The organism is Roseovarius sp. PS-C2 (assembly GCF_018862045.1).
Taxonomy (GTDB): Bacteria; Pseudomonadota; Alphaproteobacteria; order Rhodobacterales; family Rhodobacteraceae; genus Roseovarius.
Genome location: NZ_JAHKSQ010000005.1, coordinates 289,127 through 308,029, shown reverse-complemented (window position 1 = coordinate 308,029; position 18,903 = coordinate 289,127). Strand labels below are relative to the sequence as shown.

General features: G+C 62.8%; 17 protein-coding genes. 9 read left to right on the top strand and 8 right to left on the bottom strand.

Going from position 1 to position 18,903, the window contains the following annotated elements:
- The first annotated feature begins 45 nt into the window (after window positions 1-45).
- A complete protein-coding gene (locus KPG71_RS11775; RefSeq protein ID WP_216338256.1) occupies window positions 46-627 on the top strand; it encodes a DUF1285 domain-containing protein in 582 nt (193 codons plus the stop codon).
- 5 nt (window positions 628-632) lie between these two features.
- The gene (locus KPG71_RS11770; RefSeq protein WP_216338255.1) at window positions 633-1,382 is read left to right on the top strand and encodes a hydroxypyruvate isomerase family protein; all 750 of its coding nucleotides are present in this window, start codon (window positions 633-635) and stop codon (window positions 1,380-1,382) included.
- Window positions 1,383-1,416: 34 nt separating this feature from the next.
- On the opposite strand, the gene KPG71_RS11765 is transcribed toward KPG71_RS11770, so the two are convergent.
- Both KPG71_RS11765 and polA read right to left on the bottom strand, forming a co-directional pair.
- Window positions 1,417-1,830 carry a universal stress protein gene (locus KPG71_RS11765; protein WP_216338254.1) on the bottom strand — a complete coding sequence of 138 codons (414 nt, stop codon included), beginning with the start codon at window positions 1,828-1,830 and terminating at the stop codon, window positions 1,417-1,419.
- Between the two features lie 283 nt (window positions 1,831-2,113).
- On the bottom strand, window positions 2,114-4,924 hold the full coding sequence (gene polA, locus KPG71_RS11760; protein WP_216338253.1) for a DNA polymerase I: 2,811 nt from the start codon (window positions 4,922-4,924) through the stop codon (window positions 2,114-2,116).
- Window positions 4,925-5,075: 151 nt separating this feature from the next.
- Here polA and KPG71_RS11755 point away from each other — a divergent pair, with 151 nt between their 5' ends.
- Window positions 5,076-5,456: a VOC family protein gene (locus KPG71_RS11755; protein WP_216338252.1), complete on the top strand. Its 381-nt coding sequence runs from the start codon at window positions 5,076-5,078 to the stop codon at window positions 5,454-5,456.
- A gap of 4 nt (window positions 5,457-5,460) precedes the next feature.
- Here KPG71_RS11755 and KPG71_RS11750 read toward each other — a convergent pair whose 3' ends face one another.
- Together KPG71_RS11750 and KPG71_RS11745 are read right to left on the bottom strand one after the other, a co-directional pair.
- The gene (locus KPG71_RS11750) at window positions 5,461-6,195 is read right to left on the bottom strand and encodes a DsbA family protein (protein ID WP_216338251.1); all 735 of its coding nucleotides are present in this window, start codon (window positions 6,193-6,195) and stop codon (window positions 5,461-5,463) included.
- A 34-nt stretch (window positions 6,196-6,229) separates the two neighbouring features.
- Entirely contained in the window at window positions 6,230-6,418 is a 189-nt protein-coding gene (locus KPG71_RS11745) for a zinc-finger domain-containing protein (RefSeq protein WP_216338250.1), read from the bottom strand.
- 74 nt (window positions 6,419-6,492) lie between these two features.
- Between KPG71_RS11745 and KPG71_RS11740 the strand changes: the two genes are divergently transcribed.
- Entirely contained in the window at window positions 6,493-7,422 is a 930-nt protein-coding gene (locus tag KPG71_RS11740) for an ABC transporter ATP-binding protein (RefSeq protein ID WP_216338249.1), read from the top strand.
- 449 nt (window positions 7,423-7,871) lie between these two features.
- Here the strand turns inward: KPG71_RS11740 and KPG71_RS11735 are convergent, their stop codons facing one another.
- From KPG71_RS11735 to serB, 3 genes are all read right to left on the bottom strand, one after another.
- A complete protein-coding gene (locus KPG71_RS11735) occupies window positions 7,872-8,645 on the bottom strand; it encodes an ion transporter (protein WP_216338362.1) in 774 nt (257 codons plus the stop codon).
- 126 nt (window positions 8,646-8,771) lie between these two features.
- Window positions 8,772-9,779, bottom strand: a complete 1,008-nt coding sequence (locus tag KPG71_RS19840) for a Hint domain-containing protein (RefSeq protein ID WP_367397349.1) — start codon at window positions 9,777-9,779, stop codon at window positions 8,772-8,774.
- Between the two features lie 90 nt (window positions 9,780-9,869).
- Complete coding sequence (gene serB, locus KPG71_RS11725; protein ID WP_216338248.1) at window positions 9,870-10,742, bottom strand: phosphoserine phosphatase SerB; 873 nt, start codon at window positions 10,740-10,742, stop codon at window positions 9,870-9,872.
- Window positions 10,743-10,900: 158 nt separating this feature from the next.
- On the opposite strand from serB, the gene KPG71_RS11720 reads away from it, so the two are divergent.
- The 5 genes from KPG71_RS11720 (at window position 10,901) to KPG71_RS11700 (ending at window position 18,185) form a co-directional block, all read left to right on the top strand.
- Entirely contained in the window at window positions 10,901-12,055 is a 1,155-nt protein-coding gene (locus KPG71_RS11720; RefSeq protein ID WP_216338247.1) for a phosphoserine transaminase, read from the top strand.
- A gap of 98 nt (window positions 12,056-12,153) precedes the next feature.
- Entirely contained in the window at window positions 12,154-13,749 is a 1,596-nt protein-coding gene (gene serA, locus KPG71_RS11715) for a phosphoglycerate dehydrogenase (protein ID WP_216338246.1), read from the top strand.
- Window positions 13,750-13,869: 120 nt separating this feature from the next.
- Window positions 13,870-14,595 (top strand): metallophosphoesterase, encoded by a 726-nt coding sequence (locus tag KPG71_RS11710; protein ID WP_216338245.1) that lies wholly within the window; start codon window positions 13,870-13,872, stop codon window positions 14,593-14,595.
- 80 nt (window positions 14,596-14,675) lie between these two features.
- Window positions 14,676-15,851 carry an acetyl-CoA C-acyltransferase family protein gene (locus tag KPG71_RS11705; RefSeq protein WP_216338244.1) on the top strand — a complete coding sequence of 392 codons (1,176 nt, stop codon included), beginning with the start codon at window positions 14,676-14,678 and terminating at the stop codon, window positions 15,849-15,851.
- 102 nt (window positions 15,852-15,953) lie between these two features.
- Window positions 15,954-18,185 carry a response regulator gene (locus KPG71_RS11700; RefSeq protein ID WP_216338243.1) on the top strand — a complete coding sequence of 744 codons (2,232 nt, stop codon included), beginning with the start codon at window positions 15,954-15,956 and terminating at the stop codon, window positions 18,183-18,185.
- On the opposite strand, the gene yaaA is transcribed toward KPG71_RS11700, so the two are convergent.
- On the bottom strand, window positions 18,125-18,886 hold the full coding sequence (gene yaaA, locus KPG71_RS11695; protein ID WP_216338242.1) for a peroxide stress protein YaaA: 762 nt from the start codon (window positions 18,884-18,886) through the stop codon (window positions 18,125-18,127). The two genes, KPG71_RS11700 and yaaA, sit on opposite strands and share 61 nt — an antisense overlap.
- Window positions 18,887-18,903: the final 17 nt, after the last annotated feature.

Genomic DNA, 18,903 nt, shown 5'->3' with positions numbered 1-18,903 from the left:
CGTTCATCTAAGAGTGTATCGCGCACAGATGAAATGGCAAAAGCAATGAGCAAAGACCGGATCACGACCCTGTCAACAGAGAGCCTTGCGGCCTCGGCGCGGGCGGCGCAGGGCAAGGGGCTGCCGCCGGTAGATCGCTGGAACCCGCCGTTCATGGGCGATCTGGACATTCGCATCGCGCGGGACGGAACGTGGTTTCACGAGGGGTCGCCCATCAACCGGCCCGAGCTGGTCCAGCTGTTTTCCACCATCCTCAAGCGCGAGGGCGACAGGTTTTTCCTAGTCACGCCGGTGGAAAAGGTGGGAATCACCGTCGAGGACGCGCCGTTTGTCGCCGTGGATGTCGAGGCCGAGGGCGACGGCCCCGCGCAGGAGCTGATTTTCGAGACCAATGTGGGGGATCGCGTGGTGGCCGGGGCAGAAAACCCGATCCGGGTGGAGCGCGATGGCGAAACCGGCGAACCTTCGCCCTATGTGATGATCCGCGCGGGGCTGGAGGCGCTGATCGACCGCAAGAGTTTCTATCGCCTGATCGAGTTGGGCGCGCGGCAGGACGGCTGGTTCGGGCTGTGGTCGGGCGGCGAGTTCTTTCCGGTGATCCCCGAAGACGACTTGCCGGAGACCTGACCGCGATGCCCCGTTTTGCCGCCAACCTGTCGATGCTGTTTCGCGAATTTCCGGTGCTGGAGCGTCCCTCGGCGGCGCGGGATGCGGGGTTTGCGGGGGTGGAAATCCTGTTTCCCTATGACGAGCCGGGGCATCTGATCCGGCAGGCGCTGGACCGGGCGGGCCTGCCTCTGATCCTGATCAACACGCCGCCGCCCAACTGGACGGGGGGCGACAGGGGCTTTGCCGCGATTCCCGGCGGCGAGGAGAGGTTTCGCCACGATTTCCGCCGTGCGCTGCGCTATGCGCAGGTATTGGGGGCGCGGCATATCCATGTGATGGCCGGTGTCGCCGAGGGGCCGGAGGCACGCGATACCTTCATTCGCAACCTCGCCTGGGCCGCCGCCACCGCGCCCGAACAGCCGTTGACCATCGAGCCGATCAACACCCATGACATGCCGGGTTATTTCCTGGACGATTTCGATCTGGCCGCCGAGGTGCTGGACACCGTGGGCGCGCCCAATCTGGCGCTGCAATTCGACGCCTACCATGCGCATCGCATCACCGGCGACGTGATGGGCACATGGGCCGCGCATGGCCACCGGGCGGCGCATGTGCAGGTGGCGGGGTATCCGGGGCGGCACGAACCGGCGGGCGGAGAGATAGATTACCCGGCATTCTTTGCGCGGCTCGATGCGGATGGCTATGCCGGGTATGTCAGCGGGGAATACACCCCCGAAGGGCGCACCGGGGACGGGATCGGCTGGATCGCCTGACCGACGGGGCCAACCGGTCAGGCGTGACGGCGGCCTAGTTGCGCACCACGTAAACCGAGCATTCGGCATGGGTGACGACATGGCTGGCAGTGGTGCCCAGCAGGTAATCGGACACTTTGGGGTTGGCCGATTCCATCACGATCACATCGACATTCCGCTCATCGGCCAGTTTGACGATCTGGCGGTGCGTCGCGCCTTTGCGGACCACGGTTTCCACCTCGACCCCTTCGGCGGGGTGGGCGGCGATGAATTTCTTCAATTCCTCGGTCCAGTACTTGTCGGAATCGTAGATGTTCAGATTGCGCTCGATCTCGGGGGCGACGGTGGCGACGATCAGCTTCGCACCGCGCCGTTGGGCCATCTCAACAGCCTCGGTATAGGCGTTGTATTCGAGTTTCACGTGGCGCAGGTTGACGGGGCAGAGGATCAGTTTGGTTTCGCGGGCCATGGGATACCTTTTGGCGAAGTCAGGTGGCAAGAATGCACGCACCTAACCGATTCGCCAAATTGCCGCATTGCAGAAACGGCAGGGAATGGTCCGGGAACGTCATCAGGGCCGGGGCATAACGGGACTGCAGAAAACGCAGGGCTTGGCCTGTGCAACGCTTCCTTGAGGCAGGCAACGGGCGGGGTCGGGAAAGATGCGACAGGGCTTAGGCCTCTTGCGGAGATGCGCGGCGACCTGTGGCCGCTGTTCCGCGCATGGGAGAAACCGCCAGGGGCCTTGCCGGTCAGTGCGCCTCGGCCCAGTTGGCCCCCTGCCCGGCATCCACGATCATGGGCACGTCGACCTTGACTGCCGGCAGCGCGGCCCCTTCCATCACCTCGCGGGCGGTGTCGATCAGTTTGCCCGTGGCGTCTTCGGCCACTTCGAAGATCAGTTCGTCATGCACCTGCAACAGCATCTTCGCGGGCTGGCCCTGAATGGCGTCAGGCATGCGGATCATGGCGCGGCGGATGATGTCGGCGGCGGTGCCCTGAATGGGCGCGTTGATCGCGGCGCGTCTGGCGAACCCGGCGCGCGGGCCCTTGGCGGAAATCTCGGGCGTGTGGATTTTCCGTCCAAAGAGCGTTTGGACAAAGCCGTGCTCTTTGGCGAACCCCACCGTGTCGTCCATGTAGGTCTTGATGCCGGGGAAGCGCTCGAAATAGCGGTCGATGAAGCCCTGCGCCTCAGAGCGGGGGATGCGCAGGTTGCGGGCAAGCCCAAAGCCCGAGATGCCGTAGATCACTCCGAAATTGATCGCCTTGGCCTGACGGCGGATGTCCGGGGTCATCTCATCCAGCGGCACGTCGAACATTTCGCTGGCGGTCATGGCGTGAATGTCCTGCCCGTCCCTGAAGGCCTGTTTCATCGCCGGAAGGTCGGCGACGTGGGCGAGAATCCGCAGTTCGATCTGGGAATAGTCGAGGCTGACCAGAACATTGCCCGGTTCGGCCACGAAGGCCTCGCGGATGCGGCGGCCTTCTTCGCTGCGCACGGGGATGTTTTGCAGGTTCGGATCGGTCGAGGCCAGACGCCCGGTATTCGCGCCGGTCTGCACATAGGAGGTGTGCACGCGGCCCGTGTCCGGGTCGATGTGATCCTGTAGCGCGTCGGTATAGGTGGATTTCAGTTTCGACAGCGCGCGCCAGTCCAGCACGCGGGCGGGCAGATCGTGTTCGGTGGCCAGATCCTCGAGCACGTCGGCGCCGGTGGCATAGGCGCCGGTCTTGCCCTTCTTGCCGCCTTCGAGGCCCATTTCGTCGAACAGGATTTCGCCCAGTTGCTTGGGCGATCCTACGTTGAACTTGCGGCCTGCCAGTTCGTGAATTTCCTCTTCGAGTTCGGCCATTTTCTGGGCGAACTTGCCGGACATGCGCGACAGGGTCTCGCGATCCACCTTGATGCCGTTGCGCTCCATCCGGGCGAGGACGGGCGACAGGGGACGTTCCAGCGTTTCGTAGACGGTGGTGACTTTTTCGACATGCAGTTGCGGTTTGAAGGTCAGCCAGAGGCGCAGGGTGATGTCGGCATCCTCGGCGGCGTATTTCACGGCCTCGGCCACGGGCACGCGGTCAAAGGTGATGGCCGATTTGCCGCTGCCCAGCAGGGTCTTGATGGGGATCGGCGTGTGGCTGAGATAGCGTTCCGACAGCGTATCCATGCCATGCCCGTGAATGCCCGCGTTCAGCGCGTAGGACATCAGCATGGTGTCGTCGAACGGCGCGACGGTGATGTCGTGGCGGGCGAAGATCTTGGCGTCGTATTTCATGTTCTGGCCGATCTTGAGGATCGCGTCGTCCTCGAGCACCGGCTTGAGCGCGGCCAGCACATCGCCGGGCGGCAACTGCCCTTCGGCCAGCGTATCGGTGCTGAACAGGTCGTCGGACGCCCCGTCGCGATGCGTGAGCGGGATATAACAGGCCTGCCCCGGATCGACCGACAGGGAGATGCCCACCAGATCGGCCTGCATTTCGTTGAGCGAGGTGGTTTCGGTGTCTACCGCCACGTAGCCACGGGCGCGGATACGGTCGATCCACGCGTTCAGCGCCTCCATCGTCGAGACGTGTTCGTAAGTGTCGGGATCGATAGCGGGCCATTCGGGGGCTTCCTCGACCGGGTCGGCGCCTGCGGGGTTGGTATCGGGGATCACCGGGGCCTCGACGCCCAGGGAGTCGGCAATGCGTTTGGAAAGCGTGCGGAATTCCATTTCGGCCAGGAACCCCAGCAGGGTTTCGGTGTTGGGCTCACGCAGTTCCAGATCGTCGAGGGTGAAATCGAGAGGGGTGTCGCAATCGAGCTGCACCAGCTTCTTGGACAGTTCGATCTGTTCGCGCTTGTCGATCAGGGTCTGGCGGCGCTTGGGCTGTTTGATTTCTTCGGCCCGGTCGAGCAGTTCCTCGAGGCTGCCGTATTCGTTGATCAGCAACGCGGCGGTCTTGATGCCGATGCCCGGCGCGCCCGGCACGTTATCGACGCTGTCGCCCGCGAGGGCCTGCACATCGACCACGCGATCCGGGCCGACGCCGAATTTTTCCTCGACGCCGTCAACGTCGATGCGGCGGTTTTTCATGGCATCCAGCATTTCGACGCCGCCGCCGACCAGTTGCATCAGGTCCTTGTCGGATGAGATGATCGTGACGCGCCCACCGGCCTCGCGCGCCTGGCAGGACAGGGTGGCGATGATGTCGTCGGCCTCGTACCCTTCCAGTTCCTTGCAGGCGATGTTGAACGCCTCGGTCGCGCGGCGGGTCAGCGGGATTTGCGGACGCAGGTCTTCGGGCATGGCCTCGCGGTTGGCCTTGTACTGATCGTAAAGATCGTTGCGGAAGGTGTGGCTGCCCTTGTCGAAGATCACGGCGATATGGGTGGGGGCGTCGTCGTTGGTATTGTTGCCGTCGATATAGCGCTGCAACATGTTGCAGAAGCCCGAGACCGCCCCGATGGGAAGCCCGTCGGATTTGCGCGTCAGCGGCGGCAGGGCGTGATAGGCCCGGAAGATGAAGGCCGAGCCGTCGATCAGGTGCAGGTGGCACCCCTTGCCGAATGAATTGCCCATGATCGCCCCCGTTTGGATTGTCCTGCGGTCTTGGTATTGCCATGAAGTGACGCGCGCTTCCAGCGGGTTCCTGCGTATTCGGTGTGGTCGCGGGTGTCGCGCGGCGCTACCTTGCCGACAACTTCCGAGACCAGCCGCATGGGACCGCATCATGGAAATCGACAGGACCGGCGTCATTCTGAACACTGAAAACTATCGCGCCTGCGTGACCTTTTATGGCGAGGTTCTGGGCCTGCCCCTGCTGTTCGAATTCGATCGCCCGGACGAGCGATTGACCTGTTTCGACATGGGTGGAGCGTACCTGATGGTGGAACCGGGCGGCACCGCCCGGCCCGAGGGGAAAACGCCCGAAACCTGCCCGGCCAAGTTTCGTTTCAATGTGCGCGATGTCGAGGCCGCGGCGGCGGAGCTTGTCGCCAAAGGTATGGAGGTGCGCGTTCGCAAGCACGATTGGGGCATGACGGCCGAGTTTCACGACCCGGACGGCAACCGGTGCGCCCTGAGATCGGAAAGTGATTTTGGCAGCCGGTGACCGATCACCCCGTTGCCGGGCAGGGCAAGGTGGCGGCATTCTGTTGCTCGATCTCGATCAGGGCCTCGAGCTGACGCTGGCCGATATCCCCCATGAAGGCCGTGCGCCCGACCACCAGCGCGGGTGTTCCGAAGAACCCGAAGCGCGACGCAAGGGCCGCCGTCGTGCCGAGTTGCCGGCTCACGTCCGGGTCTTCCATATCGGCGATCAGTCGGTCGGAGTTCGCCCCTTCTTCATCGGCCATGGCGCGCAGATAGGCATCGTTGGGCAGGAAGGGCGAATCCATCAACTTGTTGTGGAACGCATCGTAGGCCCCTTGTTTCCGTGCGGCCAGCGCGGCACGGGCGGCCCGCAGCGACGCCGCCCCCAACAGCGGAAGCTCGTGCCAAGTGATCGCCACCGGCGCGCTGTCCTGCAGCGCGTGCAGCCGTGGGCTGACCTGACGGCAGATACTGCAGCGATAATCCGAAAAATAAGCGATCGGCAGTTCGCCCGTCTGGCGCGGCGCGGAAAATAGCGCGGCACAGAGCGTTTCGCCGGAAACGATTTGCGGCCGCTCCGACGGGTCAAGCCCGACCAGCGCCGGAACCCCGCGCGACACGGGACCGCCCTCAAGCTGACGGAACCCCGGCAGGTCGGGATAGGGTTTGAAATCGAAATCTGGGGTGCGCAGCTTGTCGAGGAAACGCCATGAGGAAATTCCGAGCCCCACCATGGCAAGTATCGTGACACCCGTCATCAAGAACGAACGCCGGTCGGGAACAGGGTCCGGTTCAGGCGGCCGAGGCTTCACCTTCGAAGTCCTTATGGATGTATCTGCAATCGCAGTAAGGGCATTCGACATAGCCCGTTTCATGCGATACCGACAGCCAGACGCGCGGATGGCCCAATGCGCCTTCGCCGCCGTCACAGGCAATACGATAGCTGTCAACGATCCGGGTCTCGGGGGCTTTCGTTACCATCTGGCATTTCCTTTTGCCTGCAATTCCACTAGGTCCGAATATGATTGATCCGACACTCAGGGGCAAGGGGAGCAATGAGCCAGAACGCCATCGAAATCCGGGGCTTGCAGAAAACCTATGCCGCCGGGCGTGGCGCACCTGCGAAACAGGCGTTGAAAGGGGTCGATCTGGACATCCCCGCCGGATCGGTCTTTGGCCTGCTCGGCCCCAACGGTGCAGGGAAATCGACGCTGATCAACATTCTGGCCGGGCTGGTGGTGAAAACCGCCGGGCAGGTGACGATCTGGGGCTTTGACCAAGATGTGAATCCACGGCAAAGCCGCGCCTCGATCGGGGTGATGCCGCAGGAGCTGAACCTTGATCCGTTCTTTACCCCGCGCGCCGCGCTCGAGGTGCAGGCGGGCCTGTACGGGGTGCCGAAATCGCAGCGCCGCAGCGATGAAATCCTGCGGCTGGTCGGGCTGGAAGACAAGGCCGAAGCCTATGCGCGCACCCTGTCGGGGGGCATGCGGCGGCGGCTGTTGCTGGCCAAGGCGCTGGTGCATCAGCCTCATGTTCTGGTGCTGGACGAACCGACGGCGGGCGTGGATATCGAACTGCGCCAGATGCTGTGGGAAAACGTGCGCCGCCTCAACCAACAGGGCATGACGGTGATCCTGACCACCCATTATCTGGAAGAGGCCGAAGAGATGTGCGACGAAATCGCGATCATCAATTTCGGCGAGGTGGTGGCGCGCGACAGCACGGCAAACCTGCTGGGGCGGCTGGACAGCAAGACCATGATCATCCACCCCGAAGACGAGGCGGCCACCCTGCCCGAGGCCCCCGGCATCGAGGTGGAAACGCGCCCCGACGGTTCTCTGGCGCTGAGCTATCAATCGCGCGAGACACCCGCCGAGGCGGTGCTGGAGGCGGTGCGCGGTGCGGGCATCCGCATTCGCGACGTGAAAACCGAGCAGGCCGATTTGCAGGACGTATTCCTTGAACTGACGCGCTCGCGCTAGGGCCGGTGGCCTTGCAACCGGAACACTGCATTGCGCCGCAGCGCTCTGCCTGTGCGGTTCTCCGCGCCACAGCCCTGCCCGCTGTTCGCCACAGAATCACCCCCGATTGACAGTAATCTCCGTCGATTGGGCTTGGACGCTGGCGCAGAACGCCAGCCTCTGACGGGGGCGTTTCGGATTGGTTTGAACGATGAGGAAAAACCATACGGCTGCGCAAAAACAGAAAACCCGGCACATCCCGCGGCGCTGTCATCGCTGCCGCGGTTCGGGCAATGCGTCCTGCCAGATCTGCCTGGGCGCCGGTCAGATCGTGACGGGCCGCGATATCTTCGGAAAAACGACAACGACCGCGTGCCAAGGGTGTTTCGGGCGAAAATTCACCCGCTGTTCGATCTGCAACGGCGAAGGTTTCGTTTAGGGCGATACAGGCATGACAGCCGGGCCTTCGGCTATCGCCCGGCGCGCTCGTTCAGGAGGGTTTCGATGCGGTCCAGCCGGGTGAAAACCTCGTCGCGGTAGGTATCGGTTTTCTCGGCGTCCTCTTCATGGTGCGCGTCCTGCATGGAGTTCACGATCAGGCCCACCACGAGGTTCACCACGGCAAAGGTGGTGACCAGAATGAACGGCACGAAGAAGGCCCAGGCGTGGGGATATACCTCCATCACCGGGCGCACGATTCCCATCGACCACGATTCCAGCGTCATGATCTGGAACAGCGAATAGGCCGACAGGCCAAGCGTGCCGAACCAGTCGGGAAAGGCGGCGCCGAACAGCTTGGTCGCCATCACCGAGCCGATGTAGAAGATGATCCCCATCAGCAGGAACACCGAGCCCATGCCCGGCAGCGCGTTCATCAGCCCTTCGACCACGCGGCGCAGCGACGGCGTGACCGACAGCACACGCAACAGACGCAGGATACGCAGGGCGCGCAGCACGCTGAGGCCCTGTGCGGCGGGGATCAGGGAAATGCCGACGATCACGAAATCGAAGATGTTCCACCCGCTGCGGAAAAACCCGCCGCCACGGGCATAGAGCTTGGCCGCGATTTCGACCACGAAAATGGCGAGGCAGATCGAATCCAGAATCACGATCAACGGGCCTGCGGCCTGCATCAGCCTGTCAGAGGTTTCCATACCGAGGATCACCGCGTTGAACAGGATAACGCCAAGAATGAAACTCTGCACCGCCTGCCGGTCGATGACCGACGCCACTTTTGCCCGCATTACAAATTGATCCGTGTTTGCCTGTTCGCTCATGCAGCGTGATATGGGGCAGCCCGGCGCGGCCTGCAAGCGGCCGCGCGATCAATCCGGGACGTCCGAGCGGTATACGACCCGATTGCCGGTCTTTCAGGCGACCAGCGCGGTTTCCCATCGGCGCAGGCAACGCCGCGCCGCGCAAGCCAAGGCTTTTGGCGCGGGTTTGGCCGAACCGGTCAGTTCCGGGAACAGGGCGGCAATTTCGGCGCGCTCGGCGGTGCTGAGCGCCTCTTGCGCCAGTGCGCCCAGATACAGGCTTTCGCTCGGGATGCCTTCGGCCATGATCACTTCGTGCCGATCGAAGGCCAGATGCACATAGCACACGCGCCGCCGGGGCACCTGCCGGATGGTATCGCCATTGACCAGATGCACCGCCGCGACCAACACCTGCGGCTGGCCGAAATACATCTCGGCGCGCCAGTCTTCGACCAGCATCCGGTGTTGCGGCGAGACCACCAGCTTGCGCCAGTTGCCCAAGGCCCCCGCCGAAATTTCCACAGGGGCCATCGGACCGCGCCCCGGCACCGTGCGACGACCGGCCCAGCGCACCGGCTGAAGCCCGTGATCCAGAGTCCGGACCATATCGCCGGGGCGGATGATTTCGATCGGCAGCGGGCCGGTATCGGTTTCGATCAGCGTTCCGGCGGCGAAGCAGGGGAAGACCGGCGGTTCGGGCGAAAAGGTATCGAACGACAATTGCTGATCGCGGGGCGGGTCCAGACCGGGGCCGTATTGCATGGTTCCCGCGGTCAGCCCATTCACATCGAACACGATATTCGCGGGACTGGTGAAGATCTGATGTTCACCAGAGGACGCACGGCCCTGAAACTGGTCGTGCTGTGGATTCAGGCTGGAATAGATCGGCGGCGCGGGCGGATCGCTTTCGGGCCATGCGTAAATATCGACGAATTGCCCGTTCGAGAACAGGTTGTCGCCCGGATTGACCTGCCGGATCACGACACGAAAGACATCGGTCGCCGAGCCGAGCGTCTGAACGCCGGTCAGGGTTACCTTCATCCCGTTGCTGTTGCCTGTTGTCGAGACACTGGAAAAGGTCCCCACCTCATCCCCGGTCACGAAAATCTCGATCTCGGCCACGCCAGATTCCCTTACAACTCATCCCCCAGGATTTGCTGCTGGAATGAACCGAACGATGCCCGAAAGTTAATGATTTATCAAGCGTTTCGCTCAAGTCGCGGCAAAGCTGTCGCGAGTGTATCCCTGAAGGTACAAAAGCGCGGTCAGATCACCATGGTTCACCCGCACGTCGCATTGTTCGGCAACCGAGGGCTTGGCATGCAGTGCCACGCCGGTGCCCGCCCGGCCCAGCATGCCCAGATCGTTGGCTCCGTCACCCACGGCGATCACATCGGCTTCGGTGATCCCCAGACCGGCGCTGATCTCTTCCAGGGCCTCTACCTTGGCGGCACGGCCAAGGATCGGGCGGGTCACGTCGCCGGTCAGTTTGCCGCCCTCGATCAACAGGGTGTTGGCGCGGTTTTCGTCAAAGCCCAGATCGGCGGCGACCCTGGCGGTAAAGGCGGTGAACCCGCCCGACACCAGCACGCAGCGCGCGCCATGCGCCTTCATCGTCGACACCAGAGCCATGCCGCCGGGCATGTAGGTGATGCGCGAGGCCAGAACCTGCGCGATCACGGATTCGTCCAGCCCTTTCAGCAGCGCCACCCGTTCGATCAGCGCGCCTTCGAAATCCAGCTCGCCGTTCATCGCACGCGCGGTGATGTCCCTGACATGCTCGCCCACACCGGCGACCTCGGCCAGTTCGTCGATGCATTCCTGCTGGATCATGGTGCTGTCCATGTCGGCCAGCAGCATTTTCTTGCGCCGACCCTCGGCGGGCTGGATGACGAGATCGACCTTTTGCTGTTGCAGGTCCGCCCAGACCTCCCAGCGGTTCGAGGGAATTTCGGCCAGCGAAAACTCTGCCGCCTCGTCGGGCGACAACCATTGCGCATCCCCCCCACCCCAGGCGTTGCGCAGAGCATCCACAAGGGCAGGGTCCAAAGCGCCCGAGGGCGCGATCAGTGTGGCGATGAACATGGGGGAGGTTTCCGATCGTAGTCAAAGGGGTCGCATTTAATCGCTCAAGCGGCGTTCTAGCGTCATTTCTGCACTTGCGAAAGTCCCTGACTGACCCTATTCCAATCCGTGGGACACCCCTCCCCAACGAGGGGCGCTTATCTGGAAGGGTAGCAGAAATGGCTATGCAAAAACCGGCGACGCGGCCGGCCAATCCGCGTTTTTCTTCTGGCCCCTGTGCCAAACCCCCCGTTTTCGAATTGAGCAAACTCGCTGACGCGCCGTTGGGTCGCAGCCACCGCGCCGCCGTGGGCAAGGCCAAGCTGAAGGCCGCCATCGAAGGCACGCGTGAAGTGCTTGGCATCCCCGCCGATTACAAGATCGGGATCGTACCGGCCTCGGATACCGGGGCGGTCGAAATGGCGCTGTGGAACCTCCTGGGCGCGCGCAAGGTCGAGATGCTGGCCTGGGAAAGTTTCGGCGCAGGCTGGGTCACTGACGTGGTCAAGCAGCTCAAGCTGGATGCCGAGGTCAAGGAAGCGCCTTATGGACAAATCGTCGACCTGAACAGCGTCGATACCGACAACGACGTGGTGTTCACCTGGAACGGCACCACCAGCGGTGCGCGCGTGCCCAATGGCGACTGGATCAAATCCGACCGCGAAGGCCTGACCATCTGCGACGCCACCAGTGCCGCCTTCGCGCAGCGCCTGCCTTGGGACAAACTGGATGTGACCACCTTCAGCTGGCAGAAGGTTCTGGGCGGCGAGGCCGCGCATGGCATGATCATTCTTTCACCTCGCGCGGTGGAGCGGCTGGAAAGCTACACCCCCGCATGGCCCCTGCCCAAGATTTTCCGCCTGACCAAGGGCGGCAAGCTGATCGACGGCATTTTCGAGGGCGCGACGATCAACACCCCGTCGATGCTGGCGGTCGAGGATTACCTGCTGGCGCTGGATTGGGCCCGCGATGTCGGCGGCCTCGAGGGGCTGCGCGAGCGCGCCTATGCCAACCTTGCCGCGGTGCAGACCTTCGTGGCGGAAAACGACTGGATCGCATTCCTCGTGGATCAGCCGGAGTATCGCTCGAACACCTCGGTTTGCCTGAAATTCACCGACGAGCGGATCACCGACGGGGGCGCATTTGCCAAGGCCGTGGTCAAGCGGCTGGATGCCGAGGGCGTGGCCTATGACATCGGTGCCTACCGCGATGCCCCTCCGGGCCTGCGTATCTGGTGCGGCGGCACGGTGGAAACCGGCGACGTCAGCGCGCTGATGCCGTGGATCAAATGGGCGTTCGAGGCCGAGATCGCAGAGCTGGCGGAAACCGCCTGAGCGGTGCGCCCGAAGGGCACATCCTACCGGACAATACCGTAGGGTGCGCGGTCTCCGCGCACCGACTCCCCAACACATTTCATTGAAGGACCAGAAACATGGCTCCCAAAGTACTCGTCTCCGACAAGCTGTCGGAAACCGCCGTCCAGATCTTCCGCGACCGTGGAATCGACGTGGATTTCATGCCCGACCTCGGCAAGGACAAGGAAAAGCTGGCCGAGATCATCGGCAATTACGATGGCCTTGCCATCCGCTCGGCCACCAAGGTGACGCCGACCATTCTTGAGGCGGCGACCAATCTCAAGGTCGTGGGCCGTGCCGGGATCGGCACCGACAACGTCGACAAGGAAGCCGCGTCGAAAAAGGGTGTGATCGTGATGAACACGCCTTTCGGGAACATGATCACCACCGCCGAACACGCCATCGCGATGATGTTCTCCGTCGCCCGTCAGATCCCCGAAGCGTCGGCCTCGACCCATGCGGGCAAATGGGAGAAATCCAAGTTCATGGGCGTCGAACTGACCGGCAAGACCCTTGGCGTGATCGGCGCGGGCAATATCGGCGGTATCGTCTGCGACCGCGCCCGTGGCCTGAAGATGAAGGTCATCGCCTACGATCCCTTCCTCGGTCAGGAAAAGGCCGACCAGATGGGCGTGGAAAAGGTGGAGCTGGACGAATTGCTGGCGCGCGCCGATTTCATCACCCTGCACGTCCCGCTGACCGATCAGACCCGCAATATCCTGGGTCGCGAAAACCTTGAGAAAACCAAGAAGGGCGTGCGCATCATCAACTGTGCTCGTGGCGGTCTGGTGGACGAAGAGGCGCTGGCCGATCTGTTGAAATCGGGCCATGTGGCCGGGGCCGCGTTCGACGTGTTCAGCGTGGAACCCGCCACCGAGAACCCGCTGTTCAACCTGCCCAACGTGGTCTGCACGCCGCATCTTGGGGCGGCCACGACCGAGGCGCAGGAAAACGTCGCCCTGCAAGTGGCCGAACAGATGTCGGATTACCTTCTGACGGGGGCCGTTTCCAACGCGCTGAACATGCCATCCGTCACCGCCGAAGAGGCCAAGATCATGGGGCCGTGGATCAAGCTGTCGGATCATCTGGGCAACTTCATCGGCCAGATGACGGACGAACCGATCAAGGCCATCAACATCCTTTACGACGGTGTGGTGTCCGAGATGAACCTCGAGGCGCTGACCTGTGCCGCGGTGGCCGGGATCATGAAATCGGTCAATCCCGAGGTGAACATGGTTTCGGCCCCCGTGGTGGCCAAGGAACGCGGCGTCAAGATCAGCACCACCAAGCAGGACAAGTCGGGCGCGTTCGAGGGCTATGTCAAGCTGACAGTCGTTACCGACAAGCGCGAGCGCTCCATCGGTGGCACGGTGTTCAGCGACGGCAAGCCGCGTTTCATCCAGATCAAGGGCATCAATATCGACGCCGAGATCGGTTCGCATATGCTTTACACCACCAATAATGACGAGCCGGGTATCATCGGCACGCTTGGCCAGATGATGGGTGAGCATGGCGTGAACATCGCCAACTTCACCCTTGGCCGTTCGGCGGCCGGAGGCGAGGCGATTGCCCTGCTTTACGTCGATGCGCCAATCGATGCCGGGATCATCCAAAAGCTGGAAGCCACAGGCAAGTTCCAACAGGTTCGCCCGCTGGAATTCGACGTGGTCTGACAGGACGGTCGGCGGGACGAAAGCGCCCTGCCCCGACTTTGAACGTCGCGGCTCGGGAAACTCCGGTTTTCCGGGCCGTTTTCTTTTGAACGGGCGCGGCCGTTGCGCCATTGTCCGGCCATGACCCAACCGATCTATGCCCTGCCCGATATCCACGGCCAGCGTGCCATGCTTGAACATGCCCTTTCGTTGATCGACGCCGATGGCGGTGGCGATGCGCGGGTGGTGTTTCTGGGCGATCTGGTGGATCGCGGGCCAGACAGCCGGGGCGTGATCCAGACCCTGATCGACGGGATTGCCAGCGGCCGCGACTGGATCGTGCTGAAAGGCAACCATGACGATTATGTGCCCCGGTTTCTGGATCATGGCGATGCCCATGCCAGCCTGAATCACCCCGAGTTGTCATGGTTCTCCCCGCGTCTTGGCGGGCAGGCCACCATGACCAGCTATGGCGTGGACATCGACGGGCGCGACATGGTCGACATTCTGCGGGACGCCCGCGCCGCGATCCCACAAGCCCACCGCGATTTTCTGGCGGGGCTGAAGCTTTGGCATCAGGAAGACGGATTGCTGTTCGTTCACGCAGGCATTCGCCCCGGCGTACCGCTGGCCGATCAGACGGCGAAAGACATGATGTGGATTCGCGAACCGTTTCTCAGCCATCCCGACCCGTTCCCGTGGCTGGTCGTTCACGGTCACACCGCGATCGACGCCCCCCGCCATTGTGGCAACCGCGTGAACCTCGATGGCGGTGCGGGATGGGGCCGCCCCCTGCGCCCTGCGGTGTTCGAAGATGGCAAGAGCTGGTTGTTGAGCGATGCGGGGCGCGCAGTGCTGGAGCCATGATCTGACGGGACGTTCAGATTGTTTCGGCAGAGCAGCGCCGCTAGACTTGGCACGACACTTTCAGACACGGGATGGATCACATGACCGACATCGTCATTCTCGACGGCGCGCGCACGGCTATCGGCACCTTTGGCGGGGCCTTGGCGGCGACACCGCCCACGCAACTGGGGGCCACCGTGGCCCGCGCCGCGATGGAGCGTTCGGGCGTCGCGCCCGAGCAGATCGGCCATGTGGTATTCGGCACGGTGATCAATACCGAACCCAAGGACATGTACCTGAGCCGGGTCGCCGCGATGGATGCCGGTATCCCGGATACCGCGCCCGCAATGAACGTGAACCGCCTGTGCGGATCGGGCGCGCAGGCCATTGTTTCGGCGGCGCAATCCCTGATGCTGGGTGATGCCGAATTTGCCCTGGCCGGGGGCGCGGAAAGCATGAGCCGCTCGCCCTTTATCGTGCCCGATCAGCGGTGGGGGGCCAAGATGGGCGATGTTCGGGTTCTGGACATGATGCTGGGCACGCTCAACTGCCCGTTTGGCACGGGCCATATGGGCGTAACGGCCGAGAATGTCGCTGGCGAACACGACATCAGCCGCGAGTCACAGGATGCGTTTGCCCTTGAAAGCCAACGCCGCGCGGCGGCGGCCATCGAGGCGGGGCATTTCAGGGATCAGATCGTTCCGGTCGAGGTGAAGATCAAGCGCGACACGGTCGCCTTCGACACCGACGAACACCCCAAACCGACGACCGCCGAGGGCCTTGCCGCCCTGCGCCCGGCCTTTCAGAAGGACGGCAGCGTCACGGCGGGCAATGCCAGCGGGCTGAACGACGGCGCCGCCGCAATGGTGTTGGCGCGTGCCGATGCGGCCGAGGCTGCGGGGCTGACCCCCAAGGCGCGTATTCTGGGCTATGCCCATGCCGGTGTGCGCCCCGAAGTCATGGGGATCGGCCCGGTGCCCGCAGTTGAGAAGTTGCTGGAGAAAACCGGGCTGTCGGCAGGCGATTTCGACGTGATCGAATCGAACGAGGCCTTTGCCGCACAGGCCCTGGCGGTGAACAAGGCGCTTGGGCTGGACCCGTCCAGGGTGAATCCCAATGGCGGGGCCATCGCGCTTGGCCATCCGGTAGGCGCCACAGGCGCGATCATCACCATCAAAGCGCTCTATGAGCTTGAGCGCACCGGCGGCAAACGCGCGCTCGTGACCATGTGCATCGGCGGCGGGCAGGGTATCGCGCTGGCGCTCGAACGGATCTGACGGCGCGGTCCCGCCCTGACACCCCGGTCCGTTTAAGGAGTTGTTTACCACAATCGCGGATGGTGACAGCTCTCAAGGGACAGGGGTGTCGGAGGACGGGGCATGAGCCTTGCCAACAAGCTGGCCGAAGAGCGGCGCGCACGCCTTGCCGCCGAACGGCTGCTGGAACAGAAACAGGCCGAGTTGCAGGCCGCGAACCGCAAGCTGGGAAAGCATGCCGCGCGGCTTTCGGATCAGATTGTCGAAACCCGCGCCGAGGTGGAAACCGTCCGCGACGAAAACCGGCGCGTCAAATCCGACCTGACGGTGGCCAATCAGAAGGTCGAAATCGCGGAGCGCCGCCTGTGGCATTCCATCGAAACCATTCAGGACGGGTTCGCCTTTTTCGATTCCGACAGCCGGATGATCGCCGCCAACAAGGCGTGGCTGTCGGTTTTCGACGGGCTGGAGGCCGTTAAACCCGGCATCAGCTATATCGAGATCCTGCAATTCATGACGGAGGAAGGTATCGTCGATATCGGCGAGCATCGTCCTGCCGCGTGGCGCGAACGGATGCTCGACCGCTGGCAAAGCCCCGCCCCGGACCCCGAGGTGATCCGCCTGTGGAACGGGGAGTACATCAAGCTGATCGACCAGCGCGGCCATGACGGCGACCTGGTGAACCTGGCACTGAACATCACCGACACGATCCGCTATGAAAAAAACCTGAAAGACGCCCGCCGCAAGGCCGAAGCCGCCAGCCGGGCGAAATCGTCGTTTCTTGCCAATATGAGCCATGAAATCCGCACACCGATGAATGGCGTGGTGGGTATGGCCGAATTGCTTGCCGACACCGACCTGACCGAGGAGCAACGCCTTTACGCCGACACGATCCGCAATTCCGGCGAAGCGCTGTTGGTGATCATCAACGACGTACTGGACTATTCCAAGATCGAAGCCGGAAAGTTGGTGCTGCACCAAGAACCCTTCGATCTGGAACATTCGCTGCACGAACTGGTGATGCTGATGCAGGTCAATGCCCGCGACAAGGGGCTGGAACTGCTGGTGGATTACGACATGTTCCTGCCGACGCGGTTTACCGGCGATCCGGGGCGCATCCGGCAGGTCATGACCAACCTGATGGGCAACGCCGTCAAGTTCACGCAGGAAGGGCATGTCGTGGTGCGGGTGGTGGGCCTGCCCGACAGCGACGATACCACCGCGCGATTGCACATCACGGTCGAGGATACGGGCATCGGCATTCCCGCCGACAAGGTCGGGCATGTGTTCGGCGAGTTCAACCAGGTCGATGACGAACGCAACCGCAAGTTCGAGGGCACCGGACTGGGGCTGGCGATCTCGAAGAAGCTGATCGGATTGATGGGCGGGGATATCTGGGTGGAGTCCAAAGAAGGCAAGGGCTCGACCTTCGGTTTCTCGATGGCCCTGCCCGTGGACATACCGCCGAACCCCGAGTTGCTACGCCTGCCGGACGGGTTGGGGCGGGTTCTGATCGTCGGACCGCACGCGTTGAACCGCGAGATTCTGGACAAGCAATTGCGCGCAGCAGGAGTCGAAACCCTGCTTTGCAGAAGCGGTTCCGAGGCGATGGACTGTCTCCCCGGCGATATCGACGTGGTGCTGACGGATCATCACATGTCCGGAATGGACGGGATGGAACTGGCCGAGGCGATGCGTGAGGCGGGCCACCGGATACCGATTGTCCTGCTCAGTCCCAACAGCGGCCATGCCAATCAGGAACCGGAACGCCGCCATGTGCAGGCGGTGGTGCAAAAACCGGTATCCCGGCTGGATCTGTTTGCGGCGTTGCAGTCGATCGAGGGTTTTCTGCAACCTTCTGCTGGCCGCGTGGTGGCATCACTCGCCCCCCTGCCCGACCGCGCCATGCGTGTATTGGCGGCCGAGGACAACAAGACCAACCGGCTGGTGTTTTCCAAGATGGTCAAGGCGCTGGATATCGAACTGACGTTCGCCGAGGACGGCGCGCAGGCGGTGGAGTTATACCGGTCATTCAAACCTGATATCGTGTTCATGGATATTTCCATGCCCGGCATGGACGGCAAAGAGGCCACGCGCCACATCCGCACCCTCGAGGATAAAGGCGCGGCGGTGCCCATCGTGGCGATGACCGCGCATGCCATGGATGGGGACGAGGACGGAATCCTGAGCGCCGGGCTGGATCACTATCTGACCAAACCATTGCGCAAGGCCGCCATTATAGAACAGATCGCCGCCGCGCAGCCCCAAGGCACGCGCGACCCGATGGGTGGCGATCAGTCCTCGGGCGGGCGGACGAACACCGGTTTGTCGGGCTCGGAGATGTCCGGAACGTAGCGATAACCGCCGGTGTCGAACTCGGTCAGCGCTTCGGGATCGGTCAAACGACGCTGGATGATATAGCGCGCCATCGCGCCACGGGCGCGTTTGGCATAGAAGCTGACGATCTTGGGACCGCCCGGTTTTTCCTCCATGAACACCGGCGTGACGACCCGCAGGTTCAAAGCACTCAGATCGACGGCGCCGAAATATTCCTGACTGGCGCAGTTGACCAGCACTTCGGCCTTGATTGCCTGCGCCTGTTCGTTCAGCGCCCTGGCGATGGTATCGCCCCAGTAATCATACAGGGTCTTGCCTTTGACGGTTTTCAGGCGGCTGCCCATTTCCAGACGATAGGGCTGGATCGCATCAAGAGGTCGCAACAGCCCGTAGAGGCCCGACAGGATACGGAAATGGTCCTGCGCCCACATCATTTCATCGTCATCGAGCGAGGCGGCTTCCAGCCCTTGATAGGTGTCCCCGGCAAAGGCCAGCGCGGCGGGTTTGTCCTGCATCTCGCCGAAATCATTGAATCGGTCGCGGTTCAGCTTGGCCAGGTTTTCGCTGATTTTCATCAGCTTCTGCAGGTCGTCCACCGACAGGCCCTGCGCCACCTTGGCCAGCTCATCGGCCTGTACCTGAAAGGCGGGGCGCGTGGGTTCGAGCCCCTCGACAGGGTCCATGTTCATCTTTTTCGCGGGGGAAACAACAACAAGCATTCCGAAATTCCTATGTT

Bases quoted from the DNA above. Each gene is read 5' to 3' on its own strand.
- KPG71_RS11775 (WP_216338256.1), top strand. From the start codon at position 46: ATGAGCAAAGACCGGATCACGACCCTGTCAACAGAGAGCCTTGCGGCC.
- KPG71_RS11770 (WP_216338255.1), top strand. From the start codon at position 633: ATGCCCCGTTTTGCCGCCAACCTGTCGATGCTGTTTCGCGAATTTCCG.
- KPG71_RS11765 (WP_216338254.1), bottom strand. From the start codon at position 1,830: ATGGCCCGCGAAACCAAACTGATCCTCTGCCCCGTCAACCTGCGCCAC.
- polA (WP_216338253.1), bottom strand. From the start codon at position 4,924: ATGGGCAATTCATTCGGCAAGGGGTGCCACCTGCACCTGATCGACGGC.
- KPG71_RS11755 (WP_216338252.1), top strand. From the start codon at position 5,076: ATGGAAATCGACAGGACCGGCGTCATTCTGAACACTGAAAACTATCGC.
- KPG71_RS11750 (WP_216338251.1), bottom strand. From the start codon at position 6,195: ATGACGGGTGTCACGATACTTGCCATGGTGGGGCTCGGAATTTCCTCA.
- KPG71_RS11745 (WP_216338250.1), bottom strand. From the start codon at position 6,418: ATGGTAACGAAAGCCCCCGAGACCCGGATCGTTGACAGCTATCGTATT.
- KPG71_RS11740 (WP_216338249.1), top strand. From the start codon at position 6,493: ATGAGCCAGAACGCCATCGAAATCCGGGGCTTGCAGAAAACCTATGCC.
- KPG71_RS11735 (WP_216338362.1), bottom strand. From the start codon at position 8,645: ATGCGGGCAAAAGTGGCGTCGGTCATCGACCGGCAGGCGGTGCAGAGT.
- serB (WP_216338248.1), bottom strand. From the start codon at position 10,742: ATGTTCATCGCCACACTGATCGCGCCCTCGGGCGCTTTGGACCCTGCC.
- KPG71_RS11720 (WP_216338247.1), top strand. From the start codon at position 10,901: ATGGCTATGCAAAAACCGGCGACGCGGCCGGCCAATCCGCGTTTTTCT.
- serA (WP_216338246.1), top strand. From the start codon at position 12,154: ATGGCTCCCAAAGTACTCGTCTCCGACAAGCTGTCGGAAACCGCCGTC.
- KPG71_RS11710 (WP_216338245.1), top strand. From the start codon at position 13,870: ATGACCCAACCGATCTATGCCCTGCCCGATATCCACGGCCAGCGTGCC.
- KPG71_RS11705 (WP_216338244.1), top strand. From the start codon at position 14,676: ATGACCGACATCGTCATTCTCGACGGCGCGCGCACGGCTATCGGCACC.
- KPG71_RS11700 (WP_216338243.1), top strand. From the start codon at position 15,954: ATGAGCCTTGCCAACAAGCTGGCCGAAGAGCGGCGCGCACGCCTTGCC.
- yaaA (WP_216338242.1), bottom strand. From the start codon at position 18,886: ATGCTTGTTGTTGTTTCCCCCGCGAAAAAGATGAACATGGACCCTGTC.